We start from the raw sequence: 24,382 nt of genomic DNA, 5'->3' as shown, positions 1-24,382 counted from the left end.
GCCCGCCGGACGCGGGCGCGGTTGTGCAATGGTTCTATTATATGGGATTATTTGCAAAAAATCAAATTTTTTTGCCCGGACGCGCCGTTGACGCGCCCGCGCGCAAAATGCTATGATGTTTCCGGGACTTCCCGGGAACACGCTGGGAGGATGGCATGGAAAAACTCGCGGAAGGGATCGCAACGCTCAACCAACTGGTCGGCGGCTTCGTGTGGGGGCCCGTCATGATCGGCTTCCTGCTGCTCGCGGGCCTCTATTTCACGGTCGGCACCGGTTTTTTCCAATTCCGGCGGTTCGGGCTGTGGCTGCGCGGCACCCTTTTCGCCATCTTCCGCAGCCCCGATGTGCGCGACCGGCGCGATCCCGGCGCGATCTCCCAGTTCCAGGCGCTCGCCACCGCGCTGGCGGGCACCATCGGCACCGGCAACATCGTCGGCGTGGCCACCGCGATCACGGCGGGCGGGCCGGGGGCCATCTTCTGGATGTGGATCTCCGCGCTCGTCGGCATGATGACCAAATACGCCGAAAACGTCCTCGGCAACCGCTACCGCTACCGCGACGCCCAGGGCAAATGGGTCGGCGGGCCGATGGTCTACATCGAGCGGGGGCTCGGCTGCCGCTGGCTCGCGGTCCTCTTCGCCGTCTTCTGCGCGGCCGCCTCCTTCGGCATCGGCAACATGACCCAGGCCAACTCCATTTCGGGGGCGCTCGCCTCCTCCTTCGGCCTCTCCCCGCTCGCCGTCGGCATCGCCGTCGCCACCCTCGCCGGGGTGGTCATCCTCGGCGGCATCAAGCGGCTCGCCTCGGTCACGGAAAAGCTCGTGCCCTTCATGGCGGTCACCTACACCCTCGGCGGCGTTCTCATCATCTGCCTCAACTGGCGCGGCATCCCCGCCGCCTTCTCCGCCATCCTATCCGACGCGTTCACCCTGCGGGCCGCGGGGGGCGGCGCGGTGGGATTCATCCTCTCGGACGCCGTCCGCTACGGCGTGGCGCGCGGGGTCTTCACCAACGAGGCCGGGCTCGGCAGCTCGGTCATCGTCAATTCCGCCTCCAACGTGAAGGAACCCGTCCGCCAGGGGATGTGGGGAATCTTCGAGGTCTTTTTCGACACGATCGTCATGTGCACGATCACCGCGCTGGCCATCCTCACCTCGGGCGCGCACCTGCTCGGCGGGGACGGCGCGGAGCTCGCCATCGCCGCCTTTTCCAGCGGTTTCGGCCGGTTCGGCGGGGTGTTCATCACGCTGGCCGTCTGCTGCTTCGCCTTCGCCACCATCCTCGGCTGGTCCTACTACGGCGAACGCGCCGTCGACTACCTCTTCGGCGCACGCGCCCGCATCGGCTACCGCCTCTGCTTCATCGGCATGACCGTCGTCGGCTGCGTGGGCAGCCTCCAGCTCGTCTGGAGCGTCTCCGACACCTTCAACGGTCTCATGGCCCTACCCAACCTGATCGCGGTGCTGCTGCTCTCCCCGGAGGTGTTCGCCGCCACCCGCGACTACCTCGGACGTATCAAAAAAGGAGGACCCTCCCATGAAATACGACGTCATTCTGCTCGACGCGGATGAGACCCTCTTCGACTACCGGCGGGCCGCCCGCGAGGCCCTCGCGGGCACCTGCGCCGCCTTCGGCGTCCCCTTCAACGAAGAAGTCCACGCCCGCTACCACGCGATCAACGACGCGCTCTGGAGGCTCTACGAGCAGGGCGGCACCACGCAGGAGGCCCTGCGGGTCGGGCGGTTCGAGCGGCTCGCCGCCGCGCTCGGCGCGTCCTTCGACCCCGCCGCCTTCAACGCCGCCTACACCGCCGCGCTCGGCGAGGGGGCCTATCTGCGCGAGGGCGCGCTCGAACTCTGCCGGGCACTTTCCGGAAAGCGCCCCCTCTACATCGCCACCAACGGCCTTGTCGCGACCCAGAAGCGGCGGCTCGAAAAGTCCCCCCTGCGCCCGCTCATCTCGGACATGTTCATCTCGGAGGAGATCGGCTTCCAAAAGCCGCGCAAGGAATATTTCGACGCGGTGCTCGCGGCAGCCGGGAACCCCGACCCCTCCCGCGTCATCCTGCTGGGCGACTCGCTCACTTCCGACATGGCGGGCGGCAGAAACGCCGGCGTCGCCACCTGCTGGCTCGCGCCGGAGGACGCCGTCGACACGGTCGGCTGCGACTACCGCGTCTCCGCCCTCCCCGATTTTATCCCCATCGCGCTGGCGTAGCGCGCTGCAAAACGCAAAAAAACAGGCGGACGCGACTGCGTCCGCCTGTTTTTCATTCCGTTCAGTCCCGGTCGCTCCGGTAGGCGCCGAGCAGCCGGAAGTCCTTGGCCCCGGCGGAGATCTCCGCGAGCACGCCGCGCACGTCGTCGCTGTCGACGTCCCCCTCGAAATCGAGGTAGAAGCGGTAGCTCCACAGCTCCTCGGGGATGGGGCGGGACTCGATCTTCACAAGGTTGATCCGCCGGTCGGCAAAGTGCCGGAGGGTGTTGTAGAGGGTGCCCGATTCGTTGTCGAGCGAGAAGGCGAGGCTCACCTTGTCCGCCCCGGCGGGCGCGAGCGCGCGCCCGATGACGATGAAGCGGGTCGCGTTGTGGCGGCTGTTCTCGATCGCCGGGGCGATGATTTTAAGCCCGTAGAGGGCGGCCGCGCGTTCGCTCGCGATCGCCGCCTTGGCAGGGTCGCCCCCGTCGGCCACCAGGCGGGCACTTTCAGCGGTGCTGTGGAACACGGCCTGTTCCCAGCCGGGGTGCTCCGCAAGAAAGCGGCTGCTCTGCTCGAGGCCCTGCTCGTGGGAATAGACGGCGCGCACCGTGTCGAGCGTCGCGCCCGCCACGCCCACGAGGTTCTGGTGGATGCGCAGGCGGCGCTCTCCGACGATGAAGAAGCCGTAGCCGCCCAGCAGGTCGTATACCCGCGTGATCGCGCCGGTGGAGGAGTTCTCGATCGGCAGCACGCCGTAGTCGATCTCCCCGTCCCGCAGCGCGGTGAAGACGTCCTCGAACTCGGCGCAGGCGGTCCGCTCCCGGTCCTCGCCGAAGTAGTCGGCGAGCGCCTGCTCGGAGAAGGAGCCCGGCGCGCCGTAGTACCCTACCTTCCCGGTCAGCGGGGCCGCCTCACGCGGCAGCGCGCCGCCGATGTCCCGCCGCTGGGCCGCCCGGCTGATCGCCATCACCGCGTTCATAAACCGTTCCGCCTCGGCCGCATAGCCCGGGTCCCGCAGCCGCGCGACCGCCTTATCGAGCACCACGCGCTCCCGGTCCCGCTGCAGGACCTGCATGTTCCGCGCCTTTTTAAACCGCGCGACCTCGCGCACCACGTCCATCCGCCGCTCAAAGAGCGGGATCAGCTGGGAATCGATCTCGTCGATCTCCCTCCGGTAGCCTGCCAAATCCTCCATAAGTACCTCCCTGCGGCTTTCTTTCAAGAAAGCCCGCCAAAGAACTTTTGATTAGATATGCCGCGGCGAACCGCCTGACGCTCGCGGCGTGCGAACGGGGCCTTGCCGCACGGGCGGCGGGTTGGGCTGGGGCGGCGGCCCGCCTGAACCCCAGTTTTCGCCAGGCCTTTTTCAAAAGGCCGCTTTTTACAACCGTCCGTTCCCCCGTATCCCTACAGCTCCCTGCCGACGGCGCGGGCGATGGCGCGCAGCTCCTTGACGAGCTCGCCGTAGACGCTCGGGCGGATCGACTGCTGGCCGTCGCAGAGGGCGTTGGAGGGGTCGTTGTGCACCTCGATGATCAGCCCGTCGGTGCCGACGGCGACGGCCGCCTTGGCGAGCGGGTCGACCATCCACCACTTGCCGCTCGCGTGGCTGGGGTCGACGACGACGGGCAGGTGGCTGAGCTTTTTGACCGCCGGGATCGCCGAGAGGTCGAGGGTGTTGCGGGTGTAGGTCTCGAAGGTGCGGATGCCCCGCTCGCAGAGGATGATGTTCTCGTTGCCGCCCGCCATGATGTATTCGGCGCTCATCAGCCATTCCTCGATCGTGGCGGAAAGGCCGCGCTTGAGGAGGATGGGCTTGTGGGTGTGGCCGAGCTCCTTGAGCAGCTCAAAATTCTGCATGTTGCGCGCGCCCACCTGGATGACGTCCACGTCCTCCGCGAAGAGCTCGATGTCGTAGGGGGACATGATCTCGGTCACGATCGGAAGTCCCGTCTTGGCGCGGGCCTCCTTGAGCAGCCTCAGGCCGTCGTACTTGAGCCCCTGGAACGCATAGGGGGAGGTGCGGGGCTTGAACGCGCCGCCGCGCAGGAAATCCGCGCCCATCTCCTTAACCTGCTCCGCGATGCCGCAGATCTGCTCCTCGCTCTCGACCGAGCAGGGCCCCGCCATCATCGTGATCTTTTTGCCGCCGATCTCGCGCCCCCCCGCCTTCACGACGGTCGGGTCGGGATGGAACATGCGGTTGGCCTTTTTGAACGGCTCGGCGACGTGCATGACGCGCTCGACGTTGCGGTTTGCCTCGATCCAGGTCGGGTCGATCTTGCTCGTGTCGCCCACAAGGCCGAGGATGATCAGGTCCTTGCCGATGACCGGGTTGACCTCCACGCCCCGGCTGGTGAGCGCGTCGGTGAGCTTGTCGATCTCCTGCTGCGGGGTTCGGGGTCTCATAATGACGATCATTGCGGTTGCCTCCAATAAATTTGATTTTACGCAAGGGTCCGTCATCCGCGCATACAAAAAGAGGACCCATTGCGTCAATGAGTCCTCTGGATATATTCCCTGCGATCAGCCGCGCGGAACTATCTGCTCATCAAACACAATCTTTTTCCATAGCCAAAAAAGCCGGTGCTAAAGTAAAAGCCCCAGCTAAAAAAGCCGAAAAATCGATTCTGTTTGAGGGTGAGCTTGTTCATGGCTTCCTCCGCGTGTCTGGTTTGGTTGTTTTCATTATAATCGAATTGCACAATCTGTCAAGGCATTTTTTGAAATTTTTCACAGCGGCCCGTCCCACAGGCACACAAAAAAGGCCCCGGCGCGGTGCGCCGGGGCCTTTGGGGTGCGGGGTTTCGCGGGATTAATACATGCCGCCCATGCCGCCCGCGGGAGCCGCGGGGACCGGGTTCTCTTCCTTCTCGTCCGAGACGAGGCTCTCGGTGGTGAGGACCATCGCCGCCACGGAAGCGGCGTTCTGGATCGCGCTGCGGGTGACCTTGGTCGGGTCGACGATGCCCAGCTCGATCATGTCGCCGTAGGTCTCCTTGGCGAAGTCGAAGCCGTAGCCGACCTTGCGGGTGCGGCGGAGCTTGTCGATGATGACCGAGCCCTCCATGCCGGCGTTCTCGGCGATCTGGCGGATGGGCTCCTCCAGCGCGCGGCGGACGATGCGGGCGCCGGTCTTCTCGTCGCCGTCGAGGCCCGGGATGAGCTTTTCGACCGCCGGGATGGTGTTGAGCAGCGCCACGCCGCCGCCGGCGACGATGCCTTCCTCAACAGCCGCCTTGGTCGCGGACAGGGCGTCCTCGATGCGCAGCTTCTTTTCCTTCATCTCGATCTCGGTGGCAGCGCCGACGCGGATGACCGCGACGCCGCCGGAGAGCTTCGCCAGGCGCTCCTGGAGCTTCTCCTTGTCGTAATCGCTGGTGGTCGTCTCGATCTGGGCGCGGATCTGCGCGATGCGGTCCTTGATGGCCTTCTTGTCGCCCATGCCGTCGACGATGATCGTGTTCTCCTTCTGGATCTTGACCTGGCGCGCGCGGCCGAGCTGGTTCAGCTGGGTCTCCTTCAGCTCGAGGCCGACCTCTTCGCTGATGACCTGGCCGCCGGTCAGGATGGCGATATCCTGAAGCATCTCCTTGCGGCGGTCGCCAAAGCCGGGGGCCTTGACCGCGACGCAGGTGAAGGTGCCGCGCAGGCGGTTGACGATGAGGGTGGAGAGCGCCTCGCCCTCGACGTCCTCAGCGATGATGAGCAGCTTCTTGCCGCCCTGGACCACCTGCTCGAGCAGGGGCAGGATCTCCTGGATGGAGGAGATTTTCTTGTCGGTGATGAGGATGTAGGCGTCGTCGAGAACGGCTTCCATCTTCTCGGTGTCGGTGACCATGTAGGGGGTGATATATCCGCGGTCGAACTGCATGCCCTCGACCACGTCGGTGTAGGTCTCGGCGGTCTTGGACTCCTCGATCGTGATGACGCCGTCGGCGGAAACCTTTTCCATCGCTTCGGAGATCAGTTCGCCGATGAACTCGTCGCCGGACGAGACGGACGCGACGCGCGCGATGTCCTTGCTGCCCTTGACCTTCTTGGAATTCTCCTTGAGCGACTCGACCGCCGCGTCGACCGCCTTGGCGATGCCCTTCTTGACCGCCATCGGGTTCGCGCCCGAGGTGACGTTCTTCATGCCCTCGCGCACCAGCGCCTGCGCCAGCAGGGTCGCGGTGGTGGTGCCGTCGCCGGCCGCGTCGTTGGTCTTGGTCGCGACCTCCTTGACCAGCTGCGCGCCCATGTTCTCATACGCGTCGGGCAGCTCGATCTCCTTGGCGATCGTCACGCCGTCGTTGGTGATGAGCGGGGCGCCGAACTTCTTGTCGAGCACGACGTTGCGGCCCTTGGGTCCCAGGGTGATCTTAACGGTGTCGGAAAGCTTGTCAATACCGGCCTGGAGCGCCTTGCGGGCATCCTCGCCATAGCAGATAACCTTAGCCATATTTATCAGTCTCCTATATCAAAATTTATTGTTCACGGGGCTGTGATCATTCCACGATCGCGAGGATGTCGTTCTGGCGCACGATGGTGTATTCCTCGCCGTCCACCTTGACCTGCGTGCCGGAATACTTGCTCATCAGGACCTTGTCGCCGACCTTGACGGTCATCTTAACTTCCTTACCGTCAACCAGGCCGCCCGGGCCGACCGCCAGAACTTCGGCGATTTCCGGTTTTTCCTTCGCGGAGCCCGCCAAAATGATGCCGCTCTTGGTGGTCTCTTCCGCTTCCGCCATCTTTGTGACAACTCTGTCTGCCAATGGTTTGATCGTCATGATGAATTCCTCCAGTTATTATAATAGTTTTTTGACAAATTTAAGGAGATTTGTTAGCACTCTTTCTCTCTGAGTGCTAAGACTATTCTAATACATTTTTTCTAAAAATCAAGCCCTTTTCCAAAAAATTTTCAATGTTAACATTTTGGTAACAATCGCCCGTCCGCGCCCCCAGTTTCTTGTAATGCGCGCCCGCTTCTGTTACAATGTCCCTGCAAGGGAGGTCAGGGCATGAAAGTAGTGGTTCTCGACGGATTTCTCGCGGGGTACGGCACGGGCGGCCTGCCGCTCGACCCCGCGCGCTTTACGGTGGAATGGTATGACGACACCCCGCCCGGGCAGATCGCCGCGCGCATCGGGGACGCCGAAGCGGTCTTCACCAACCGCGCGCCCCTCACCGCGGAGACCTTTGCCGCCTGTCCGCGCCTGCGGTTCGCGGGCACCTTCGGCACCGGCTACAACATGATCGACCTCGAGGCGGCGCGCCGCGCGGGCGTGACGGTCCGCAACGTGCCCTCCTACAGCACGATGGCGGTCGCGCAGAGCACCATCTCGCTGCTCCTCTCGATCGCCTGCGCCACCCCGGAGCACGCCCGCTACGTCCGCGAGGGCCGCTGGGTCTCCCCCACCGACCCGCAGGTCGCCGGGCGGCGGATGTTCGAGCTCGCGGGCAGAACGCTCGGCGTCATCGGCTACGGCGAGATCGGCCGCGCGGTGGCGAAGATCGCCGCCGCGCTCGGCATGGAGGTGCTCGCCTGCCGCCGCCGTCCCGCGTCCGGAGACGGCGCGGCCCGGATGGTCCCGCTCGGCGAGCTGCTCGCGAAATCGGACGTGGTGAGCATCCACTGCCCGCTGACCGACGAGACCCGCGGCATGGTGGACGCGGAGATGATCTCCCGCATGAAGCCGGGCGCGGTGCTGCTCAACACGGCGCGCGGCGCGATCCTCAACGAGCGGGACGTGGCCGACGCGCTCGACTCCGGCAGGCTCTACATGGCCGGGCTCGACGTGCTCTCCGAGGAGCCGCCCGCGCCCGGCCACCCGCTCGCCTTTCATCCGCGCGTCATCTGCACCCCGCATGTGAGCTGGATGCCCGTCGAGACGCGCGAACGTCTGCTGCGCCTCGCGGCCGAGAACCTCACGCGCTTCGCCGCCCAGGGAGGGCTTTGAAAATCCCCCCTGAACCCCGCCAGGGAGGACTTTGAAAAGTCCCCCTGGACCCCGAAACTTTTGATGCGGGCAGGGCGCCGTTCCCTATCGCGCCACGCCGCCCGCGAGGTTCTTTCCCAAATAAAAATTTTCGCCCGCCTTTTTTAAAAGGCGGCGGGTGAGAAAACGCCCGGCACTCTGAAAGAGTGCCGGGCGTTTTCGAGGGCGGAGCCCTTTACCCGGGCCCGCAGGCCCTGCTTCAGGAGCATTTTCTTTGCTTCTTTCTTTTGCGATAGAAAAGAAAGAAGGTTCACACAAGGGCGCGCGCGCGGATGGTCGCAGTGGCCTTGAGCAGCGCGTAGAGCATCGCCACTTCGATCGGGAAGAGGAAGAGGTTCTTGATCACGCGCATGCCGACGAGCGCGACGAACGCCTGCCCGTACATCATCGACAGCCACAGCGGGTTGAGCAGGAAGGTGACCACCACCATGACGCTCAGATGCGCGGCTGCCGTGCGCCCGAGCGTGACCGGCTTGCGGTAGAGGATCAGCCCGTAGAGGAAGCCGCGCATGAATTCACTGATCGTGAACCCGGGGAAGAAGGCGCTTCCGTCGTTGCGGGTGAAGTACTTGAGGATGTCGATGGCCGCGCCCGCCAGCCCGGTGAGCACCGGGCCGAAGAGCATGCCGGCGGCCGCGATCGGCAGGAAGGTGAAACTCACGCGGATCAGCGCGCTTATGAAGATCGTGAACTGGTTAAGCAGCACCGACAGCGCCATGAGCATCGAGGTGCCCGTCAGCGAACGGACGCTGCGGGTCTCCCGGGCCGACTCGGCGGTCAGGCGGGGAATCCCGCGCAGCTCCGCCGCAAGGGAAGAAAACCGATTCATCAAAAAAATAACCTCCTTTCATGTAACAGTCTCTTGCTACATGAAAAGAGGGCTCGCTCTTTGGATGCAGCAGCGGGATGCGGGACCGGCACCGCAAGGATTCCTTTTCGTCCGCCCGACAACTCCCCGTTCGGGCGGCACTTAACGCGCCGGTTCCTACTCTGCTATGAGTATGCTCCTATCATATCATATCCGCGAAAAAATGCAAGAGGGAACTTGCTTCCCTGCACCGTCAGCCCGACTGTCCGCGCGGGCCCTGGCAGCCCTCCCGCACCGCCATGAGGGTGCGCTCGTCCGGGTCCGCAAACACCTCGCCGGTGAAGCCGTTCACCACGACGACCCCGCCCTCCCGCAGGGTGAAGAGCCTCTCTCCCACCCGCGTCACGGCGGGCACCCCCATCGTGCGCGCGAGGATGCAGGCGTGGGACATCTGCGAGCCCCCGCTCGTGACGAGCGCGAGCACCCTGCCCCGCTCGATCCGCACCACCTCGCTGGGCAGCAGGTGGCGCGCCGCGAGCACCCACGGCTCCGGACCGCGCCCCGGCAGATCCGCCTCCTTTTCGCCGCGCAGCCGCCGCATGACCCCGTTGCACACGTCGGTCACGTCCGCGCTGCGTTCCCGCATGTAGGCGTCGTCCATCGCCGCCAGCATCTGCGCAAGTTCCCGTCCGGCTTCCTGCACCGCGTATTCCGCGGTCAGGCCCTGCCGGACGATCCGGTCGGTCACCCGGTCCTCGAAGTCGGGATCGGTCAGCATGATCCGATGGATTTCAAAAATGCGAGCCTCGTCGGGGCCCGCCTCCTCCTGCGCGCGCAGCTGCAGCGCGTCGAGGATGCCGAGCGTCTCCGCGCGCGCCGCCTCGAACCGCTCCAGCTCCACGCGGCTGTCGGCGGCCGGGCAGGGCCCCACCTGGCGCACCGAGTTGTCGAAGAAATGCAGCCGCCCGAACACGAGCCCGCCGCTCCCGCCGATGCCCGTTAGCCTCTCCATCGTCCATCCCTCCTCCCGTGTGAATTTTATAGTTTAAAGCGGTATTTCAATACATCGCCCGGATTTCTTCCATTATAGTGAGGCAAACCTGTTCTGTCAACAAAAACAGGGCGAAAAAAGCGGTTCCGGACGAAACGCCCCGCCGGGAAAAGAAGGGGGCCCCGCGGTTTCGCGGGACCCCTGCTGCTTATTTTTGGGTGTAGGCGAGGTTGTCGAACACGGTGGCCTGGCTGATGATCCCATCGCCCTCGGTGTATTCGATCTTGACGCGGTCCCCCTCGCGGGTGAGCGCCAGCTCGTCTGAGACGAGCGCGGGGACCGTGAAGATCTTGTCGGGGTGCTCCGCGAGGATCATCTTGTAGACCGTATCCCCGCCGCTCACCTCCGAGGCGATGCGCTCGACCGTCCCGGTGACCACGGCCTGCTCCGAGGCGGGCGGCGCGACCCCCGCGATGCCCGAATTCTTGAGCCCCTGCTGGTAGTCGCGCAGCGCGAGCGGAATCGTCTCGCCCGTGCCGACGATCGAATAGTTGGCGACCGATACGAAGGCATACTGCTTGATGAGGCGGCTCTGGTCCTTGAGCGCCATGAAGTAGGTCGGCTGGCCCTCGACGTTCAGGATGAGCGGGAAGGTCGCGTCGTAGCCCAGGTGCTGGACCTTGCCCTCCGCCGAGCCCTGCGCCGCCATCTCGGTCGCGCCCGGCATCTGGTAGACGATCGATTCCTTGGTGACCATGTCGACCATGATGAACCCGATCGCGCTGTCGTCCCCGCCCACGCTCGTCATGCCGGTGAAGAGGTAGCAGCGGTCGTTGTTGTAGATGATCATGTGCCCGGCCGAGGCGCGGTATTTGTCCTTGTCCGCGAAGTTGAGCCAGCCGCGCACGTACTCGCCCTTGTTGTTGATCTGGCGGATGATGAAGTCCTCCGGCTGGATGCGGTCGACCCATTCGGGGATCGTGTCGATCGTATACTTTTCCATCTCGCCGGTGGTCGCATTGACCACCCACGCGCCCGTCGCCTCGGGGAGGCTGAAGCCGCGCCGGTTGCGGTAGGTCGTATAGATCCAGTAGGGCTGGCCGTCGTCGGCGATCTCAAAGGAGGGGTCGGTGATCCCGTCGAACCACGCCCCGAAGAAGCGGGTGTGCCTCGTCAGGTCGTGCAGCAGGTAGTTGCCCGGCTGGTATTTCACCTTGAAATTTTCGACGTACTGCACGTCGTTCACATCGGTGGCGGACACGAGGATATAGCCCGGGGTGCCCGACATGTTGGTCAGCCACTTGAAGAGGCCGGAATGGTAGAGCGGCACCGCCCACACGAGCTTGCCGTCCACCCGCTGGATCGTCGCGTCGTTGCTGCCCAGGCGCACCTGGCTGCCGAGCCCCGCGCGCTCGCCGAGCTTCTTGTCGGCCAGCCGCACGGCCAGCTCCTGGTCTACGACCGGCACCTGGTTGAGGTCGACCGCCTGCATGCTCGCGGAAAACTCGACCACCTCGGAGGTGCCGAGCTGGTCGCGGAAGGCCTTCCAGTTGAAGATGAAGGAGGAGCCGACCAGCACCACGATGAAAAACACCCACGGCAGCGCAAGCAGGAGCTTGGTCCAGCGGGGGAACTTCTCGTTTGGCACATAGTTGAACGGCCGCTCGCTGCGGTCGGTGAACTGGAAGGTCAGCTCCCCGAAATGCATGAGCGCCCACGCGCCGACATAGAGGGTGATGACCACCGCCCAGAAGAAGGCGCCGTCCGAATAGAAGAAGGGGTTGAGATTGGGCGCCTCAAAAAAGATATAGAGGCAGATGCCAAGGGTAATGACAAGGTAGGTAACCAGCTTGTACCGTTTGACCTTCACAGTCAGTCCTCACTTTCGATGCCGCATTTTGTATAGAGTATTCTATCACACTTTTCCTCAGCGCGAGAGGAAACCGGCAAATCTTAACAAAAGATTCATCTTTCTTCACAGTTTGTTCACGCATCGGTCGAGTCGTTTTCCCGCCCGCCGGAGGCGTCCTCCGGCTCGTCCGTTTTTTTGCGGCGCGGCGGCCCGATGCGGGAGACGTGCGCCCCGCGCAGCATGCCCGGCGCGCCGCGCCGGGCGGGCTTCTGCTTTTTCGAGCCCTGCGGGATGGGCGAGTCGGGCGCGCTGTAGCTCACCAGTTCCAGCGGCATGCCGCGGGCGGCCAGCCGCGCGTCGACGAACCGCCAGATGAGCATGTAGACCACCGAGAAGACGGGCACGCCCAAAAACATCCCGATGAACCCGTAGAGGCCGCCGAACAGCATGATCGCGAAGATGACCCAGAAGGCCGAAAGCCCCGTAGAGTCCCCGAGGATTTTGGGGCCGAGGATGTTGCCGTCGAACTGCTGGAGGATGAGGATGAAAACGAGGAACCACAGCGCCTTGATCGGCGCGTCGATCAGGATGATGAAAAACGAGGGGATCGCGCCGATAAACGGCCCGAAATAGGGGATAACGTTGGTGACCCCCACGATGACCGAAATGAGCATCGCGTTGGGCATCTTGAAGAGGGTCATCCCCAAAAAGCAGAGGATGCCGATGATGAGGGAGTCGAGGATCTTCCCGCTGATGAAGCCGCCGAACACCCGGTTGGCCTCGGCGGTCAGGTCAAGCAGCCAGTCGGCGCGCTGCTGCGGAAGGATGGCGTACCAAACCTTTTTGCAGCCCGCGCAGAACCGCTCCTTGTCGAGCAGCATGTAGACCGAGATGATGATGCCCACCACCGTGCTGAGGAGCCCCGACGCAAAGCTGGTGGACGCCGAGACGAGCCAGGGAAGCAGCTGCTTCATCATCGAGACGGTCGAGTTCAGGATCGTGTCGGCGTACTGCCTGAGCGCGTTCGAGATCGTGGCGTCAAGGTCGAGGTCGGGGAAGAGCGCCAGCAGGCGCGGCAGCCAGGTGTCGGGCGAATTGAGGTAGCGGGAAAGCCTGTAGACGAGCCCCGTGATGCTCGAGATCAGCTGCGGGATGACGATCATGACGAAGACCGCGATCACCCCCGCCGCGAACAGGAAGGTCAGCAGCACCGCGACCGCGCGGATGCACTTGCCGCTGACGTGCTTTCCGAGCAGGGGGGAGAGGATGGCGCGCTCGATAAATTTCAAGATCGGATTGAGGATGTAGGCGATGCCGAACGCATAGATGAAGGGGGAAATCAGCCCCAACACCGTCGAAAACGCCCTGCCCACCACCGGAAAATTGTTCAGCAGCCCGTAGAAGAGGATCGCCGCCGCCAGCACCAGAAACGCGTAGACGGCCATGGTCGTATCCCGTTTGTTGAAATTCAGTTTCATCTGCGCACCTTTTTTCTTCCGTCGTTTTGCCCGCGGGCCTTTTCCCTATTCTACCACAGCGGTAAAAAAATTGATAGAGGATGCGGTCAATTCAGCGCCGCGACCGCCCGGTTGAGCGCCGCCGCGTAGAGCAGCCAGCAGAGATAGGGCGCCGTGAGCCAGAGTGTGCGCCGGGAGAGCATCGCGAAGCAGGCCGCGGTGACCGCGGCGAGCGCGAAAAGGGCGCACAGCTCCCAGAAGGCAAAACGGAAAAGCCCGAACCGGAAGAAGAGCGGGCTCCAGAGGAAATTGAGGAGGAGCTGCGCGCCGTAAAAAGTGAGCGCCTGCGTGCGCGCGGAGGAGGCGGGCTTCTCCCATATGAGATAGGCCGCGATCCCCAGCAGCAGGTAGAGCAGCGGCCACACGACCCCGAATATCCATGCGGGCGGCGCGAAGGCGGGCAGATCGAGCGATTCGTAGACCGCGCGGACGTCCCCTGAAAGCCAGTTGCTGAGCAGCCCGCCGGCCAGCGGGACGGCCACCGAGACCGCAAGGGGTTTGAGGCGGATGGTCATGGGCGTTCCCCTCTTCCATACAAAATTTTCCTTTCTGTAGCTTATGACAAAACAGTAACATTTATTCAGATTGTTTGACGGGGCCTGTCGTTTCGGGGTATAATAAACGCGTAACCGCATTTTCCGGCCGGCCCCGCCCGCGGGGCCGCGGGTTCGTCAGGGGTTCCCCTGGGCGCGCGGCTGATCAAACAGGCGTCGCCTGTGGAAAAGAGTCTGAATCGCACATGAAAAAGAATCACCCGCTTTTAAGACTGTTCGCCGCCTTCTTCAAGATCGGCCTCTTCACCTTCGGGGGCGGCTACGCGATGATCCCCCTCATCCACCGGGAGGCGGTGGAAACCCACCAGTGGATCAGCGACGAGGAGATGCTCGACGTGCTCGCCATCTCCGAGGCGACCCCCGGGCCCGTCTCCATCAACTCAGCCACCTTCATCGGCTACCGCGTCGCCGGGTTCTGGGGGGCCGCTTCCGCAACCCTCGGGGTCGCGCTGCCCTCCTTCCTCATCATCGCGGTGCTCTCCCTCTTCATCATGCAGTACCAGCGGTTCACCTGGCTGACCTGGGTGTTCGACGGCATCCGCGCGGGCGTCGTCGTGCTCATCCTCAACGCCGTTATCAAGCTCGGCAAGCAGGTCCCCCGCACCAACTTCGTCGCGATCGTCATCCTGATCGATTTCCTCGCGGCCTCCTTTTTCAACGTCAGCGTGATCCTTCTGCTCGTTCTCTCGGGCGCGGCCGGCGTCGTCCGCCAGCTTGTGATCGCGCGCAGGAACCCGGAAGCGGCGGGAGGTGACGGCAAATGATCAACCTCTACCTCTTCCTCACCTTTTTCAAGATCGGGCTTTTCACCTTCGGCGGCGGCTACGCGATGATCCCGATGATCCAGCAGGACATCCTCTCGCACGGCTGGCTCACCCAGCAGCAGCTCATCGATTTCATCGCCATCAGCGAGTCCACCCCCGGCCCCTTCGCGGTCAACATCGCCACCTTTGTGGGCATGTCCCAGTCGGGCGTCGCCGGCGCCGTCTGTGCCACCCTCGGCGTCGTGCTCCCCTCCTTCCTCATCATCCTCATCGTCGCGAAGTGGTTCGGCCGCATTCAGGAGAACATCTATGTGAAGGCCGTCTTTTACGGCCTGCGCCCCGCCGTCGTCGCCCTCGTCGCGTCGGCCGCGCTCTCGATCTTCACCGCGATCACCCTCGGCGGCCTCTCCCCCCACGCCCTGCTCTACTTCTGGACGCTGCCCCACATCAGCTGGCGCGCCATCCTGATCGGCGTGATCGTCTTCGCGGTCAGCCGCTGGCGCAAAAAGCTGCATCCCATCTGGCTCATCTGCATCTCCGGCGCGCTGGGATTCGTCTTCCACGCCGCGCTGCCCATGATTCCTTAAAGGAGGTTCCCCATGAACAAGAAAAAAGCCGCCCTGCAGGCGGTGGAGCTGCTGAAAGCGGAATACCCCGACGCGATCTGCTCCCTCGACTACCAAAAGCCCCACGAGCTGATGATCGCCACCCGTCTGGCCGCGCAGTGCACCGACGCGCGGGTCAACATCGTCTGCGTCGATCTCTTCCAGAAATACCAGAGCGTCCGGGACTTCGCGGAGGCGGACGTCGCCGACGTGGAGGCGATCGTGAAGCCCTGCGGCTTCTACCACACCAAGGCGAAGGACATCGTCGCGATGTGCCGGATGCTGATGGAGCAGTACGACGGCGTGCTCCCCGACACGGTCGAGGAGCTGACCAAGCTCCCCGGCATCGGGCGCAAGACCGCGAACCTCGTGGTGGGCGACGTCTACGGGAAGCCCGCGATCGTCTGCGACACCCACTGCATCCGCATCACCAACCTGCTCGGCCTCACCGACAGCAAGGACCCCGCCAAGGTGGAGGAACAGCTCCGACCGCTGCTGCCGCCCGCCGAGTCCAACAACTTCTGCCACCGGCTGGTGCTGCACGGCCGCGCCGTCTGCATCGCGCGGCGGCCCCAATGCGACAAATGCGTGCTGAACGTCTGCTGCAAGCACTACAAGGATACATACAAGGTGAAATGACATGGCATGAAAAGCGGCCCGCCGTCCGGCGGGCCGCTTTTCTTATGGGTCGATCCGCCGCTCGATGGCCAGCGTGCCGTCGGACGCGAAATCGTAAACGTACCAGACGTTTCCGTCCCCGTCGAGGACGCGGCGGTGGGTCTGGTCGACCCGCAGGTCGCCGCGGATGCCCAGCCCGTCCTCCAGCGGCTCCGAAAAGACGATCTCGTCCTTTTCGATGTCGTAGACGTGCGGGCCTAGCATGTTCGTTTCGAGCAGGTAGCGGTCGCTGAGGAAGCCCGCGATACTGGAGTGATGTCCAAAACGGACCTGCCGGTCGGGGTGGGAGGCGTCCAGCCAGTGGAATTGGACGTACGCCCGTTCAAAGAGGCCGTCGCTGACCGCGAAGGCAAAGATATTCCCATCCGGGGAGCGGCTGCTTTTCCGGTTGGCGGCCGCCGCGCGCACCCATACCAGTTCGTCGTAGATTCCCCAAATCTGCCGCTCGGGCCAGTCGGCCTTCAAGACCTCCACCTCCGGGATGTCCGGAATATCCCCCTCGTAGTCGGCGTAGACCTGATAGACGTCCTCCTCGCCGGTGCTCATCGAAATGAAGCCGTAGCCGCAGAAGAGCGTCATCGAACCGCGCCCAAGCTGCTCATACCACACCGGCGCGTCCTCCCCGAAGCAGCGCTTCCAGTCGGCGTCGGCGTCGGCGTCATTGCCGCCGACCTCGTACCATGGTGCGTGCGCCGCGAGCACCGGGAGCATGTCCCGGCGCTCCTCCGGCAGCGGATACCGCCTGCAGATGCAGATCGACCGGACCTCGCCGCCCGCCTCGCCCTCAAACGCGACGGAGAACTCCCGCGTTCGGTAGCCCGCGTAGGTGGCGTAAAAGCCGGCGCCCTTCCCCGGCGCGCCGGTCACGTCGTCGGGCGAAAAGCCGAACTGCGGCGCGCCCAGCCTCTCCCGCACCCGGGTGAACGAGTCGCCGACCGAGATGCCCGCGATCACCGGGGCGGTGGAACGCCCGTCGAAGAGCAGGCGGCCGGACGCCCCCTGCTCCCACAGCGCGTCGTCGGGGTATTTCGCGGCAAACGCCTCCCCGTCGAGCGTGAGGTAGTCCTCCGCCAGCGGGCAGAGCTTCCAGTCCTTCCGCTCGAGAAAGCGGGGCGGATCAAGCCGGTAGGTCCCACCCGGTTCCGGGCCGGGTTCCGATTTTGATCCCGGCGGTTCGGCGGAGGCGGCGCGCCCGGCCGGGGCGGGCGCGGATGGCTCCGCGGCCGAAGCCGCCGCGGGGGCGGCCTGCGGCGCGCACCCCGCCAAAAAAAGACAGGCCGCCAGCAGGGCGGCGATCTTCCGCAGTCCCATCCGACGGCCTCCTTTCAGCGCCGCAGCAGGGCTTCCAGCTCCGCGCGGGTAAAGGTGTACTTTTTATCACAGAAGTGGCAGGCCACCTCGGTGGTCTCCTGTTCCTCGGCGAGCTTTTCGAGGTCCTCGCGGCCGATGCTGAGGAGCGCCCGCTCGACCCGCTGCTTGGAACAGGTGCAGCGGTAACGGACCTCCCGCTCGTCCAGAATCTCGGGGAAAAAGCCCGCGAGCACCGTTTCAATGATCTCCCGGGGTCCCATCCCCTCGTCGATCATCGTCGAGACGGGCTTCACCGCGTTGATGTTCTCCTCCAGCCGCGCGATCGTGTCCTCCCCCGCGCCCGGCAGCAGCTGTACGAGGTAACCGCCCGCCGCCCGCACGGTGAGCTCGGGGTTCACGAGCACGCCGAGCGCGCAGACGGTCGGCGTCTGCTCGCTGACCGCGTAGTAGCTCGTCACGTCCTCGGCAATCTCCCCCGAGACGATCGGCACCGAGCCGATCGACGGCTCGGGCAGGCCCACGTCCTTGATGACGGTGAGGGTGCCGTTTTTGCCCACCGCGCCCGCCACGTCCAGCTTGCCGTAGCGGTTGAGTGGAATTTCCACGACGGGGTTGGCGACGTAGCCGCGCGGGTTGCCCCGCGCGTCGGACACCGCGATGAGCGAGCCGGCGGGCCCTCCGCCGGCCAGCCGCACCGTGACGCTGTCCCCCTCGTTTTTGAGCTGGCTACCCATGATCGAGGCGGCGGTCATCAGCCGCCCGAGCGCGGCCGTCACCGTGGCGGAGGTCCTGTGGACCCGCTCCGCCTCGGCGGCGATATCGGTCGAGTCCACCGCGGTGCAGACGAGCGAGCCGTCCCCCGCGATGGCGCGAATCAGTTTTCCCATATCTGAAAGTTCCTTTCCGTTTCTTATCCCCTGCGGCGCGCCGCGTAGACGGCGCGCTGGGTCGTCTCCCCCACCGGGTCGAAGGTGTCCCCCGCGTAGACCGCGAGCAGCTCGAAGCCGGCGCGGTCGAGAATTCCGGCGAGCGTATCGTGCGAATAGCCGCGCTCGCAGAAGCTCTCCCCCTCCCGCGCGTAGAGGGTTTTCTCCCGTACGAAAAAGTCGAGCGTGATCTCGGTGAGCAGGGTGTCGTCGGTGGCGTTCTGCCATACGCAGTAGAGGTCCCCGAGGTCGTAGACGAAGGTGTTCTGCCCGAGGATTTCCCGGTGCTTGTAGGGGGTGTTCACGTCAAAGACGAAGACGCCGCCCGGCGCGGTGAAGAGGGCCACCCGCCCGATCGCGGCCTCGAGCGCCGTCTCGTCGGTGATGTGGTTGAGGCTGTCGAGCGCGCAGACCGCCGCGTCCACCGTGCCGTAGAGGTCGAGGGAGGAAAAGTCCTGGCAGAGCCAGAGGATTTCCCCCGCGCCCTTGGACGCAGCTTCAGACAGCATGTCCGCGCTGCCGTCCACCCCGATCACGTCGTAGCCGAGGCGGGAAAGCTCGACCGAAAGGCTCCCCGTCCCGCACGCCAGATCGAGCAGGATGGGCTTTTCGGCCACGCTGAGATGCTGCCTGATGACAGAATCGAAATATTGCGCGCGCCGCCGGTAGTCGACCTGCTCCATCAGCCGGTCGTAATAGGCGGCAAAGGCGTGGTAGGGCATCAGTCCTTCACCCGCTCGAAGACCACCTTGTAGCCGTCGCTGCCGTAGTTGAGGGAGCGGTTCACCCGGCTGATCGTCGCGGTGGAAGCGCCCGTCTTGGCGACGATGTCGCTGTAGACGCGCCCCTCGCTGAGCATGCGGGCCACCTCGAGGCGCTGGGAGAGCGCCTTGAGCTCGGGCACGGTGCACAGGTCGTCGAAGAAATTATAACACTCGTCCATCGTTTCGAGGGAGAGGATGGCTTTAAAGAGATAGTCGACGTTCATGTCCTTGAGTTTCGTATTCAAACGATCGCCTCCACAAATGATATTTGCACTGTCTGCATTTTATCATTTTAGTTTACGAAAGTAAAGACTTTTATGCGTGAAAGCGCTACATTTTTTTCGCGCTGCCGCTTCACACCGGGAAAGGGCGCGAAAAGCCGGGCGGAAACACCCGCCCGGCCGCTTTCAGAGCTTTTCCAGCAGCTCCGCCTTTTTTGTTTGGTACTCCTCCTCGGAGATCAGCCGCTGCTCATAGAGCCCCCGCAGGCGTTCCAGCCGCCGCTCGATCGGCTCCTCCGGCGCGTCCGCCTCGTCGATCTCGATGCGGCAGCTTGTCACGCCCTTTTTGGAAAAAGCGTTCAGCAGGTTGACCGCCGTGATGACGGCCGCGATCAGTGTCCAGAAAATACCGAACGGCCCGAAGGCGGGAATCACCATGAAAATACCGAGCAGGACAAAGACCGCGCCGACGACGGCCCCGACGGCCGACTGTCCCTTGCCCGGGCGGACGCGCACCTGTTTTTTCATCTCCGCGCCCCCTCAGTCCTCATCGTTCCGCACGAGGTCCTCGTAGCTCTCCCGACGGACGACGACGCGCGCCCGCCCCTCCCGCAGCATGACCACGGGCGGCCGGGGGATGCGGTTGTAGTTGGAGGCCATCGCATAGTTGTAGGCGCCGGTGGCCAGCACGGCGATGATGTCGCCCGCGCGCGCCTCCTGCATCTGCATGTGCTCGCCGATCAGATCGCCCGACTCGCAGCACCGGCCCGCGAGGGTGACGGTGCGGGTCTTGGGCTCTGCGGCCCGGTTGGCGACCATCGCCTCGTAGGGCGCCTGATAGAGGATGTAGCGCGGGTTGTCCCCCATGCCGCCGTCCACCGACAGGTAGGTGCGCACGCCGGGGATCTCCTTGACCGCGCCCGCCGTGTAGAGAGTCAGCCCCGCGGGGCCGACGATCGAGCGGCCCGGCTCGATGACGATGAAGGGGGTGCGCAGCCCGCGCGCCTTGCAGGTGCGCTCGACCGCGCCCGCGACCCGCTGCATATAGCGGTCGTACTGGACGGGGTCGTGCTCGGGCAGGTATTTGATGCCGAAGCCGCCGCCCAGGTCGAGGATCTCGAGCTCCCGGCCCGTCTCCGCCTTCACGTCCGCCATGAAGCCGAGCATCACCTCGGCGGCGTGCTCGAACGGCTCGATGTCAAAGATCTGCGAGCCGATGTGGCAGTGGACGCCCTTGAGGCGGACCCCCTTCATGCCGACGGCCTGCCGGACCGCCTCCATCGCCTCGCCCGTCTCGAGCGCGAGGCCGAACTTGCTGTCGATCTGGCCGGTGCGCACGAAGTCGTGGGTGTGCGCGTCGATGCCCGGCTTGATGCGGAAGAGGATCTCCGCGACCTTGCCCCGGCTGACGGCGAGCTGGTCGAGCAGCATGAGCTCGTCAAAGTTGTCGACGACGATCGTGCCCACCCCGTATTCGAGCGCCTCGATCAGCTCCTGCACCGTCTTGTTGTTGCCGTGGAAAAAGATGCGCTCGGGCGGGAAGCCGACGCTTTTGGCGGTGTAGAGCTCGCCCCCCGACACCACGTCGAGTCCGAGCCCCTCCTCCGCCACGATCCGGCAGACCGCCTTGCAGCAGAACGCCTTGCTCGCGTAGGTCACGAGCCCCCGGCCGCCGTAGTAGCGGTTGACCGACTCACGGTAGCTTTCGCACGCGCGGCGGATCTCGTCCTCGTCCATGACATAGAGGGGGGTGCCGTAGGTCTGCGCCAGCTCGACGGTATCCCGCCCGCCGATCGTCAGGTGTCCGAGGGCGTTGAGCCCCAGGCAGTCGGATACAAACATATGATCACGTCTTTCGTCAGATTTTACATGTCGTCGGCATAGCCGCCCGCGTCCTTCTCGGCCTCGCGCGCGTCCATCGAGGCGCGGTCGTCCTCCTCCCGCGCCTCCTCGGCGCAGTCCCGCTCGATCTCCGCGACGATCGCCTTAACCGCGTCGACCCCCTCGCCCGTCTCGGCGGAGAAGGGAATCTTGATGATCTGGTCGGCGCAGGGCAGCTCGCGTTCCAGCGCGGCGAGGCGTTCCTCCCGCTGCTTCTTGGAGAGCTTATCCGCCTTGGTCAGCACGGCCACGAAGGGCAGCTCCCGGTCGATCAAAAAGTCGATCATCGTCAGGTCGTCCGCCGTCGGCGGATGGCGCATGTCGATGAGCTGGAAGACGACCCGCAGGTCGCGGTCCTGCGCGAAATACCCCTCGATCAACTCCGCCCAGCGGCGCTTCTCCCCCTTCGAGACCTTCGCGTAGCCGTAGCCGGGCAGATCCGCGAAACGGATGCCGTCCGCATGGAAAAAGTTGATCGTCGCCGTCTTGCCCGGCACCGCCGACACCCGCGCGAGCCCCTTGCGGTTGAAGAGCTTGTTGATCATCGAGCTCTTTCCCACGTTGGAGCGCCCCGCGAAGGCGATCTCGGGCAGGTCGGAGGGCGGAAGCTGCGACGACGTGCCGTAGCTCGCCTCAAACTGGACGTTGTGGTAATTCATGGCTCCCGCCCCTTTCGGTCTGTCATTTATTGTGGAATCGGGGAATTCGCCTTGGAAAGCGGCTCCTTGCCCTCGGAAGCGATCGCGTCGAGCACGGGGGTGCTCGCCTTGGCGCGCGGTTTTTTGACGAGCGCCGTCTCGAGCACCGTGTCGATCCGTTCGGCGGTGATGAAGCGGATATGCTCCTTCACGACCTCGTCGACCTCGGCCAGGTCGGGCTCGTTCTCGGCCGGGATGACGACCGTCTTGATGCCCGCGCGGTAGGCGGCCATCGTCTTTTCCTTGAGCCCGCCGATCGGCAGCACCCGCCCGCGCAGGGTAATCTCGCCGGTCATCGCCACGTCGCGGCGCACCGGGGTGCCCGACAGCGCGGAGATGAGCGCGGTGCAGATCGTCACGCCCGCGGACGGCCCGTCCTTGGGCACCGCCCCCTCGGGAACATGGATATGAATGTCGCGCGTCTTATAGAAGTCGTGCTCCACGCCGTACTGCTCCCAGTGGGCGCGGATATAGCTGACCGCGGCGTGCGCGGATTCCTTCATCACGTCGCCGAGCGAGCCGGTCAGTTCCAGCTTGCCCGCGCCGTCCATGACGGCGACCTCCACCTGGAGCATCTCGCCGCCCACGCTCGTCCACGCCAGGCCGTTGACCATGCCCACCTCGTCGAACGACTGGATGAGCTCGGGCTTGAACCTGCGGGGGCCGAGGTAATCGGTGATGTTCGCGTTGTCGATGACGACCTTTTTCGCGTCGCCCGAAACGATCTGCTTGGCGGATTTCCGCAGCAGCGAGGCGATCTCCCGCTCAAGCTGGCGTACGCCCGCCTCGCGGGTGTAGTTGTCGATGAGCGCGTAGACCGCGTCGTCGGTGATCTTCGCCTTGGAGGCGGTCAGTCCGTGGCGCTTGAGCTGCTTTTGGCAGAGGTGGTTTTTCGCAATGTGGAACTTCTCCTCGCGGGTGTAGCTGGAAAGCTCGATGATCTCCATGCGGTCGCGCAGCGGCCCGGGGATCGTGTCAAGGGTGTTGGCCGTCGCGATGAAGAGCACGTCGGAAAGATCGAACGGCACCTCGATGAAGTGGTCGCGGAAGGCGTGGTTCTGCTCCGAATCGAGCACCTCGAGAAGCGCCGCCGACGGGTCGCCGCGGTAGTCGTTGCCGAGCTTATCCACCTCGTCGAGCAGCATGAGCGGATTCTGGCTGCCCGCCAGCTTCATCGCGTTGATGATGCGGCCGGGCATCGCGCCGATATAGGTTTTGCGGTGGCCGCGGATGTCGCTCTCGTCCCGCACGCCGCCCAGCGAGATCCGCACGTATTTGCGCCCCATCGACTTGGCGATCGAGCGGGCGATCGACGTCTTGCCGACGCCCGGAGGGCCGACGAGGCAGATGATCTGCCCCTTGATCTCCGGCGCGAGCTTGCGCACCGAGAGCAGCTCGAGGATGCGCTCCTTGACCTTCCGGAGCCCGTAGTGCTCCCGGTCGAGCAGCGCCTTCGCCTTCTTGACGTCGATCTTGTCGGCGGTCCTTTTGCCCCACGGTAATTCGAGCACCGTGTCGAGATAGCCGCGGATGACCCCCGCCTCGTTGGAGTTGCCCGGCAGCTTGGACAGCCGGTCGACCTCCTTGCCCAGCTTTTCGGCGGTCTCCGCGTCGAACTTGATCTTGGCGATCTTGTCGTAGTACTCCTGGATCTCCTCCTGGTCGTCGTCCTCGCCCAGCTCGCCCGAGATCGCCTTCATCTGCTCGCGCAGGTAATATTCGCGCTGGTTCTTGTCGATCTGGCCCTTGACCTTCTCCTGGATGTCCGCCTCGAGCGAGAGGATGTCGTTTTCCTCCTCAAGCAGGCGCGCCAGGATCTCCAGCCGTTTGAGCGGGTCGCTCTGGGAGAGGATCGTCTGCTTGTCCTCGACCTCCATCTGCATGTTGCCCGCTATGTACTCCGCCAGGTGCACCGGGTCCTCGCTCACAAGCGCGCTGACGATCAGCTCCTTGGGCATCCGTGGCGTGAGGTAGCAGTATTCCTCGAACAGGTCCTTGACGGTGCGCATGAGCGCGTCGCACATCGCGGACTTGACGCTGCGGGTGATGCGCAGCGGGAACTCCGCGATCATCCCCTCGAAGAAGGGCGACTCGGAGAGCACCTCGATCGTCTTCGCGCGGTACATCCCCTCGACGAGCACCCGCCAGGTGCCCCCCTGGGATTTGATGATCTGCTTGACCTGCGCCACCACGCCGATTTTATAGAGCCCGTCCGCCTTCGGCTCGTCGTCGCGGATGTTCTTCTGCGCGACGAGGAAGATTTTGCGGTCGCCGCTCATCACGCGGTTGAGCGCGAGGATGGACTTTTCCCGGCCCACGTCGAAATGCAGCACCATCTGCGGGAAGAGCACCAGCCCGCGCAGCACCAGCATGGGCATGCGCACCGGTTCCTTCGGTTCGGGCACCTGCGGGGACTTCTTCTCCGCGGGCAGAATTTTTTTATTGTTAAGCTCGCTCATATCGCGGCCTCCATTCTCCGGTAAAATGCTTCTATCTCAAAAAACCTTGCCGGTTTGAGCTATTATTATATCATGCTTTCCCCCCGATGTAAACCGGGGAGCATTACCAGCCAAAGGGGACTTTCGTACCAAAGGGGACTTTCGGGAAAGTCCCCTTTGGAAACCCTCAA

24 protein-coding genes and 1 riboswitch are annotated in these 24,382 nt (G+C 64.2%); of the genes, 7 read left to right on the top strand and 17 right to left on the bottom strand.

Going from position 1 to position 24,382, the window contains the following annotated elements:
- The first annotated feature begins 155 nt into the window (after positions 1-155).
- Together C1A13_RS05280 and C1A13_RS05275 are read left to right on the top strand one after the other, a co-directional pair.
- Positions 156-1,571 carry an alanine/glycine:cation symporter family protein gene (locus C1A13_RS05280; protein ID WP_101549802.1) on the top strand — a complete coding sequence of 472 codons (1,416 nt, stop codon included), beginning with the start codon at positions 156-158 and terminating at the stop codon, positions 1,569-1,571.
- A complete protein-coding gene (locus C1A13_RS05275) occupies positions 1,537-2,217 on the top strand; it encodes a YjjG family noncanonical pyrimidine nucleotidase (RefSeq protein ID WP_101549800.1) in 681 nt (226 codons plus the stop codon). Before C1A13_RS05280 ends, C1A13_RS05275 begins: the two co-directional genes overlap by 35 nt.
- A 61-nt stretch (positions 2,218-2,278) precedes the next feature.
- Here C1A13_RS05275 and pheA read toward each other — a convergent pair whose 3' ends face one another.
- Entirely contained in the window at positions 2,279-3,394 is a 1,116-nt protein-coding gene (gene pheA, locus C1A13_RS05270; protein WP_101549798.1) for a prephenate dehydratase, read from the bottom strand.
- 212 nt (positions 3,395-3,606) lie between these two features.
- The gene (gene aroF, locus C1A13_RS05265) at positions 3,607-4,620 is read right to left on the bottom strand and encodes a 3-deoxy-7-phosphoheptulonate synthase (RefSeq protein WP_101549796.1); all 1,014 of its coding nucleotides are present in this window, start codon (positions 4,618-4,620) and stop codon (positions 3,607-3,609) included.
- A 77-nt stretch (positions 4,621-4,697) separates the two neighbouring features.
- Between aroF and C1A13_RS14860 the strand changes: the two genes are divergently transcribed.
- A complete protein-coding gene (locus C1A13_RS14860; protein WP_172439175.1) occupies positions 4,698-5,018 on the top strand; it encodes a hypothetical protein in 321 nt (106 codons plus the stop codon).
- Here the strand turns inward: C1A13_RS14860 and groL are convergent.
- The gene (gene groL / locus C1A13_RS05260) at positions 5,015-6,643 is read right to left on the bottom strand and encodes a chaperonin GroEL (protein WP_101549794.1); all 1,629 of its coding nucleotides are present in this window, start codon (positions 6,641-6,643) and stop codon (positions 5,015-5,017) included. The genes C1A13_RS14860 and groL overlap by 4 nt on opposite strands.
- A 46-nt stretch (positions 6,644-6,689) precedes the next feature.
- Positions 6,690-6,974: a co-chaperone GroES gene (locus C1A13_RS05255; protein WP_101549792.1), complete on the bottom strand. Its 285-nt coding sequence runs from the start codon at positions 6,972-6,974 to the stop codon at positions 6,690-6,692.
- A 231-nt stretch (positions 6,975-7,205) separates the two neighbouring features.
- On the opposite strand from C1A13_RS05255, the gene C1A13_RS05250 reads away from it, so the two are divergent.
- Positions 7,206-8,144: a D-2-hydroxyacid dehydrogenase gene (locus tag C1A13_RS05250; RefSeq protein WP_101549789.1), complete on the top strand. Its 939-nt coding sequence runs from the start codon at positions 7,206-7,208 to the stop codon at positions 8,142-8,144.
- 289 nt (positions 8,145-8,433) lie between these two features.
- Here the strand turns inward: C1A13_RS05250 and C1A13_RS05245 are convergent, their stop codons facing one another.
- From C1A13_RS05245 to C1A13_RS05225, 5 genes are all read right to left on the bottom strand, one after another.
- Complete coding sequence (locus tag C1A13_RS05245; RefSeq protein WP_101549786.1) at positions 8,434-9,012, bottom strand: folate family ECF transporter S component; 579 nt, start codon at positions 9,010-9,012, stop codon at positions 8,434-8,436.
- A gap of 68 nt (positions 9,013-9,080) precedes the next feature.
- Positions 9,081-9,178, bottom strand: a riboswitch (THF riboswitch).
- A 66-nt stretch (positions 9,179-9,244) separates the two neighbouring features.
- The gene (locus tag C1A13_RS05240; RefSeq protein WP_101549784.1) at positions 9,245-10,003 is read right to left on the bottom strand and encodes a phosphoenolpyruvate-utilizing N-terminal domain-containing protein; all 759 of its coding nucleotides are present in this window, start codon (positions 10,001-10,003) and stop codon (positions 9,245-9,247) included.
- Positions 10,004-10,190: 187 nt separating this feature from the next.
- The gene (locus tag C1A13_RS05235) at positions 10,191-11,852 is read right to left on the bottom strand and encodes a hypothetical protein (RefSeq protein ID WP_101549782.1); all 1,662 of its coding nucleotides are present in this window, start codon (positions 11,850-11,852) and stop codon (positions 10,191-10,193) included.
- Between the two features lie 116 nt (positions 11,853-11,968).
- Complete coding sequence (locus C1A13_RS05230) at positions 11,969-13,312, bottom strand: AI-2E family transporter (RefSeq protein ID WP_101549779.1); 1,344 nt, start codon at positions 13,310-13,312, stop codon at positions 11,969-11,971.
- A gap of 86 nt (positions 13,313-13,398) precedes the next feature.
- The gene (locus C1A13_RS05225) at positions 13,399-13,866 is read right to left on the bottom strand and encodes a TspO/MBR family protein (RefSeq protein ID WP_172439174.1); all 468 of its coding nucleotides are present in this window, start codon (positions 13,864-13,866) and stop codon (positions 13,399-13,401) included.
- Positions 13,867-14,090: 224 nt separating this feature from the next.
- On the opposite strand from C1A13_RS05225, the gene C1A13_RS05220 reads away from it, so the two are divergent.
- From C1A13_RS05220 to nth, 3 genes are read left to right on the top strand one after another with little or no spacing between them, the layout of a single operon-like run.
- Positions 14,091-14,669 (top strand): chromate transporter, encoded by a 579-nt coding sequence (locus tag C1A13_RS05220; protein ID WP_101549774.1) that lies wholly within the window; start codon positions 14,091-14,093, stop codon positions 14,667-14,669.
- Positions 14,666-15,256 carry a chromate transporter gene (locus C1A13_RS05215; RefSeq protein WP_101549771.1) on the top strand — a complete coding sequence of 197 codons (591 nt, stop codon included), beginning with the start codon at positions 14,666-14,668 and terminating at the stop codon, positions 15,254-15,256. Before C1A13_RS05220 ends, C1A13_RS05215 begins: the two co-directional genes overlap by 4 nt.
- 12 nt (positions 15,257-15,268) lie before the next feature.
- Positions 15,269-15,913 carry an endonuclease III gene (gene nth, locus C1A13_RS05210; protein WP_101549768.1) on the top strand — a complete coding sequence of 215 codons (645 nt, stop codon included), beginning with the start codon at positions 15,269-15,271 and terminating at the stop codon, positions 15,911-15,913.
- Between the two features lie 42 nt (positions 15,914-15,955).
- On the opposite strand, the gene C1A13_RS05205 is transcribed toward nth, so the two are convergent.
- From C1A13_RS05205 to lon, 8 genes are all read right to left on the bottom strand, one after another.
- The gene (locus C1A13_RS05205; protein ID WP_101549766.1) at positions 15,956-17,263 is read right to left on the bottom strand and encodes a hypothetical protein; all 1,308 of its coding nucleotides are present in this window, start codon (positions 17,261-17,263) and stop codon (positions 15,956-15,958) included.
- 14 nt (positions 17,264-17,277) lie between these two features.
- Positions 17,278-18,150, bottom strand: coding sequence for an Hsp33 family molecular chaperone HslO (gene hslO / locus C1A13_RS05200; protein ID WP_101549764.1), 873 nt, complete (start codon positions 18,148-18,150; stop codon positions 17,278-17,280).
- Between the two features lie 23 nt (positions 18,151-18,173).
- Complete coding sequence (locus C1A13_RS05195; RefSeq protein WP_101549762.1) at positions 18,174-18,911, bottom strand: class I SAM-dependent DNA methyltransferase; 738 nt, start codon at positions 18,909-18,911, stop codon at positions 18,174-18,176.
- On the bottom strand, positions 18,911-19,198 hold the full coding sequence (locus C1A13_RS05190) for a YerC/YecD family TrpR-related protein (protein WP_101549760.1): 288 nt from the start codon (positions 19,196-19,198) through the stop codon (positions 18,911-18,913). The genes C1A13_RS05195 and C1A13_RS05190 overlap by 1 nt, the downstream gene beginning before the upstream one ends.
- Positions 19,199-19,360: 162 nt before the next feature.
- Positions 19,361-19,702, bottom strand: a complete 342-nt coding sequence (locus C1A13_RS05185) for an SHOCT domain-containing protein (protein ID WP_101549758.1) — start codon at positions 19,700-19,702, stop codon at positions 19,361-19,363.
- Positions 19,703-19,714: 12 nt separating this feature from the next.
- Entirely contained in the window at positions 19,715-21,016 is a 1,302-nt protein-coding gene (gene lysA / locus C1A13_RS05180) for a diaminopimelate decarboxylase (RefSeq protein ID WP_101549756.1), read from the bottom strand.
- 23 nt (positions 21,017-21,039) lie between these two features.
- Positions 21,040-21,714 carry a ribosome biogenesis GTP-binding protein YihA/YsxC gene (gene yihA, locus C1A13_RS05175; protein ID WP_101549754.1) on the bottom strand — a complete coding sequence of 225 codons (675 nt, stop codon included), beginning with the start codon at positions 21,712-21,714 and terminating at the stop codon, positions 21,040-21,042.
- A gap of 26 nt (positions 21,715-21,740) precedes the next feature.
- A complete protein-coding gene (lon, locus tag C1A13_RS05170; protein WP_172439173.1) occupies positions 21,741-24,212 on the bottom strand; it encodes an endopeptidase La in 2,472 nt (823 codons plus the stop codon).
- Positions 24,213-24,382: the final 170 nt, after the last annotated feature.

The organism is Anaerotruncus massiliensis (ex Togo et al. 2026), assembly GCF_900199635.1.
Classification (GTDB): domain Bacteria; phylum Bacillota; class Clostridia; order Oscillospirales; family Ruminococcaceae; genus Anaerotruncus; species Anaerotruncus massiliensis.
This window is presented reverse-complemented; position numbering and strand designations above follow the sequence as displayed.

What these genes read in the sequence shown, in the direction of transcription:
- C1A13_RS05280 (WP_101549802.1), top strand. Translation starts at nt 156, where the DNA reads ATGGAAAAACTCGCGGAAGGGATCGCAACGCTCAACCAACTGGTCGGC.
- C1A13_RS05275 (WP_101549800.1), top strand. Translation starts at nt 1,537, where the DNA reads ATGAAATACGACGTCATTCTGCTCGACGCGGATGAGACCCTCTTCGAC.
- pheA (WP_101549798.1), bottom strand. Translation starts at nt 3,394, where the DNA reads ATGGAGGATTTGGCAGGCTACCGGAGGGAGATCGACGAGATCGATTCC.
- aroF (WP_101549796.1), bottom strand. Translation starts at nt 4,620, where the DNA reads ATGATCGTCATTATGAGACCCCGAACCCCGCAGCAGGAGATCGACAAG.
- C1A13_RS14860 (WP_172439175.1), top strand. Translation starts at nt 4,698, where the DNA reads ATGAGTCCTCTGGATATATTCCCTGCGATCAGCCGCGCGGAACTATCT.
- groL (WP_101549794.1), bottom strand. Translation starts at nt 6,643, where the DNA reads ATGGCTAAGGTTATCTGCTATGGCGAGGATGCCCGCAAGGCGCTCCAG.
- C1A13_RS05255 (WP_101549792.1), bottom strand. Translation starts at nt 6,974, where the DNA reads ATGACGATCAAACCATTGGCAGACAGAGTTGTCACAAAGATGGCGGAA.
- C1A13_RS05250 (WP_101549789.1), top strand. Translation starts at nt 7,206, where the DNA reads ATGAAAGTAGTGGTTCTCGACGGATTTCTCGCGGGGTACGGCACGGGC.
- C1A13_RS05245 (WP_101549786.1), bottom strand. Translation starts at nt 9,012, where the DNA reads ATGAATCGGTTTTCTTCCCTTGCGGCGGAGCTGCGCGGGATTCCCCGC.
- C1A13_RS05240 (WP_101549784.1), bottom strand. Translation starts at nt 10,003, where the DNA reads ATGGAGAGGCTAACGGGCATCGGCGGGAGCGGCGGGCTCGTGTTCGGG.
- C1A13_RS05230 (WP_101549779.1), bottom strand. Translation starts at nt 13,312, where the DNA reads ATGAAACTGAATTTCAACAAACGGGATACGACCATGGCCGTCTACGCG.
- C1A13_RS05225 (WP_172439174.1), bottom strand. Translation starts at nt 13,866, where the DNA reads ATGACCATCCGCCTCAAACCCCTTGCGGTCTCGGTGGCCGTCCCGCTG.
- C1A13_RS05220 (WP_101549774.1), top strand. Translation starts at nt 14,091, where the DNA reads ATGAAAAAGAATCACCCGCTTTTAAGACTGTTCGCCGCCTTCTTCAAG.
- C1A13_RS05215 (WP_101549771.1), top strand. Translation starts at nt 14,666, where the DNA reads ATGATCAACCTCTACCTCTTCCTCACCTTTTTCAAGATCGGGCTTTTC.
- nth (WP_101549768.1), top strand. Translation starts at nt 15,269, where the DNA reads ATGAACAAGAAAAAAGCCGCCCTGCAGGCGGTGGAGCTGCTGAAAGCG.
- C1A13_RS05205 (WP_101549766.1), bottom strand. Translation starts at nt 17,263, where the DNA reads ATGGGACTGCGGAAGATCGCCGCCCTGCTGGCGGCCTGTCTTTTTTTG.
- hslO (WP_101549764.1), bottom strand. Translation starts at nt 18,150, where the DNA reads ATGGGAAAACTGATTCGCGCCATCGCGGGGGACGGCTCGCTCGTCTGC.
- C1A13_RS05195 (WP_101549762.1), bottom strand. Translation starts at nt 18,911, where the DNA reads ATGCCCTACCACGCCTTTGCCGCCTATTACGACCGGCTGATGGAGCAG.
- C1A13_RS05185 (WP_101549758.1), bottom strand. Translation starts at nt 19,702, where the DNA reads ATGAAAAAACAGGTGCGCGTCCGCCCGGGCAAGGGACAGTCGGCCGTC.
- lysA (WP_101549756.1), bottom strand. Translation starts at nt 21,016, where the DNA reads ATGTTTGTATCCGACTGCCTGGGGCTCAACGCCCTCGGACACCTGACG.
- yihA (WP_101549754.1), bottom strand. Translation starts at nt 21,714, where the DNA reads ATGAATTACCACAACGTCCAGTTTGAGGCGAGCTACGGCACGTCGTCG.
- lon (WP_172439173.1), bottom strand. Translation starts at nt 24,212, where the DNA reads ATGAGCGAGCTTAACAATAAAAAAATTCTGCCCGCGGAGAAGAAGTCC.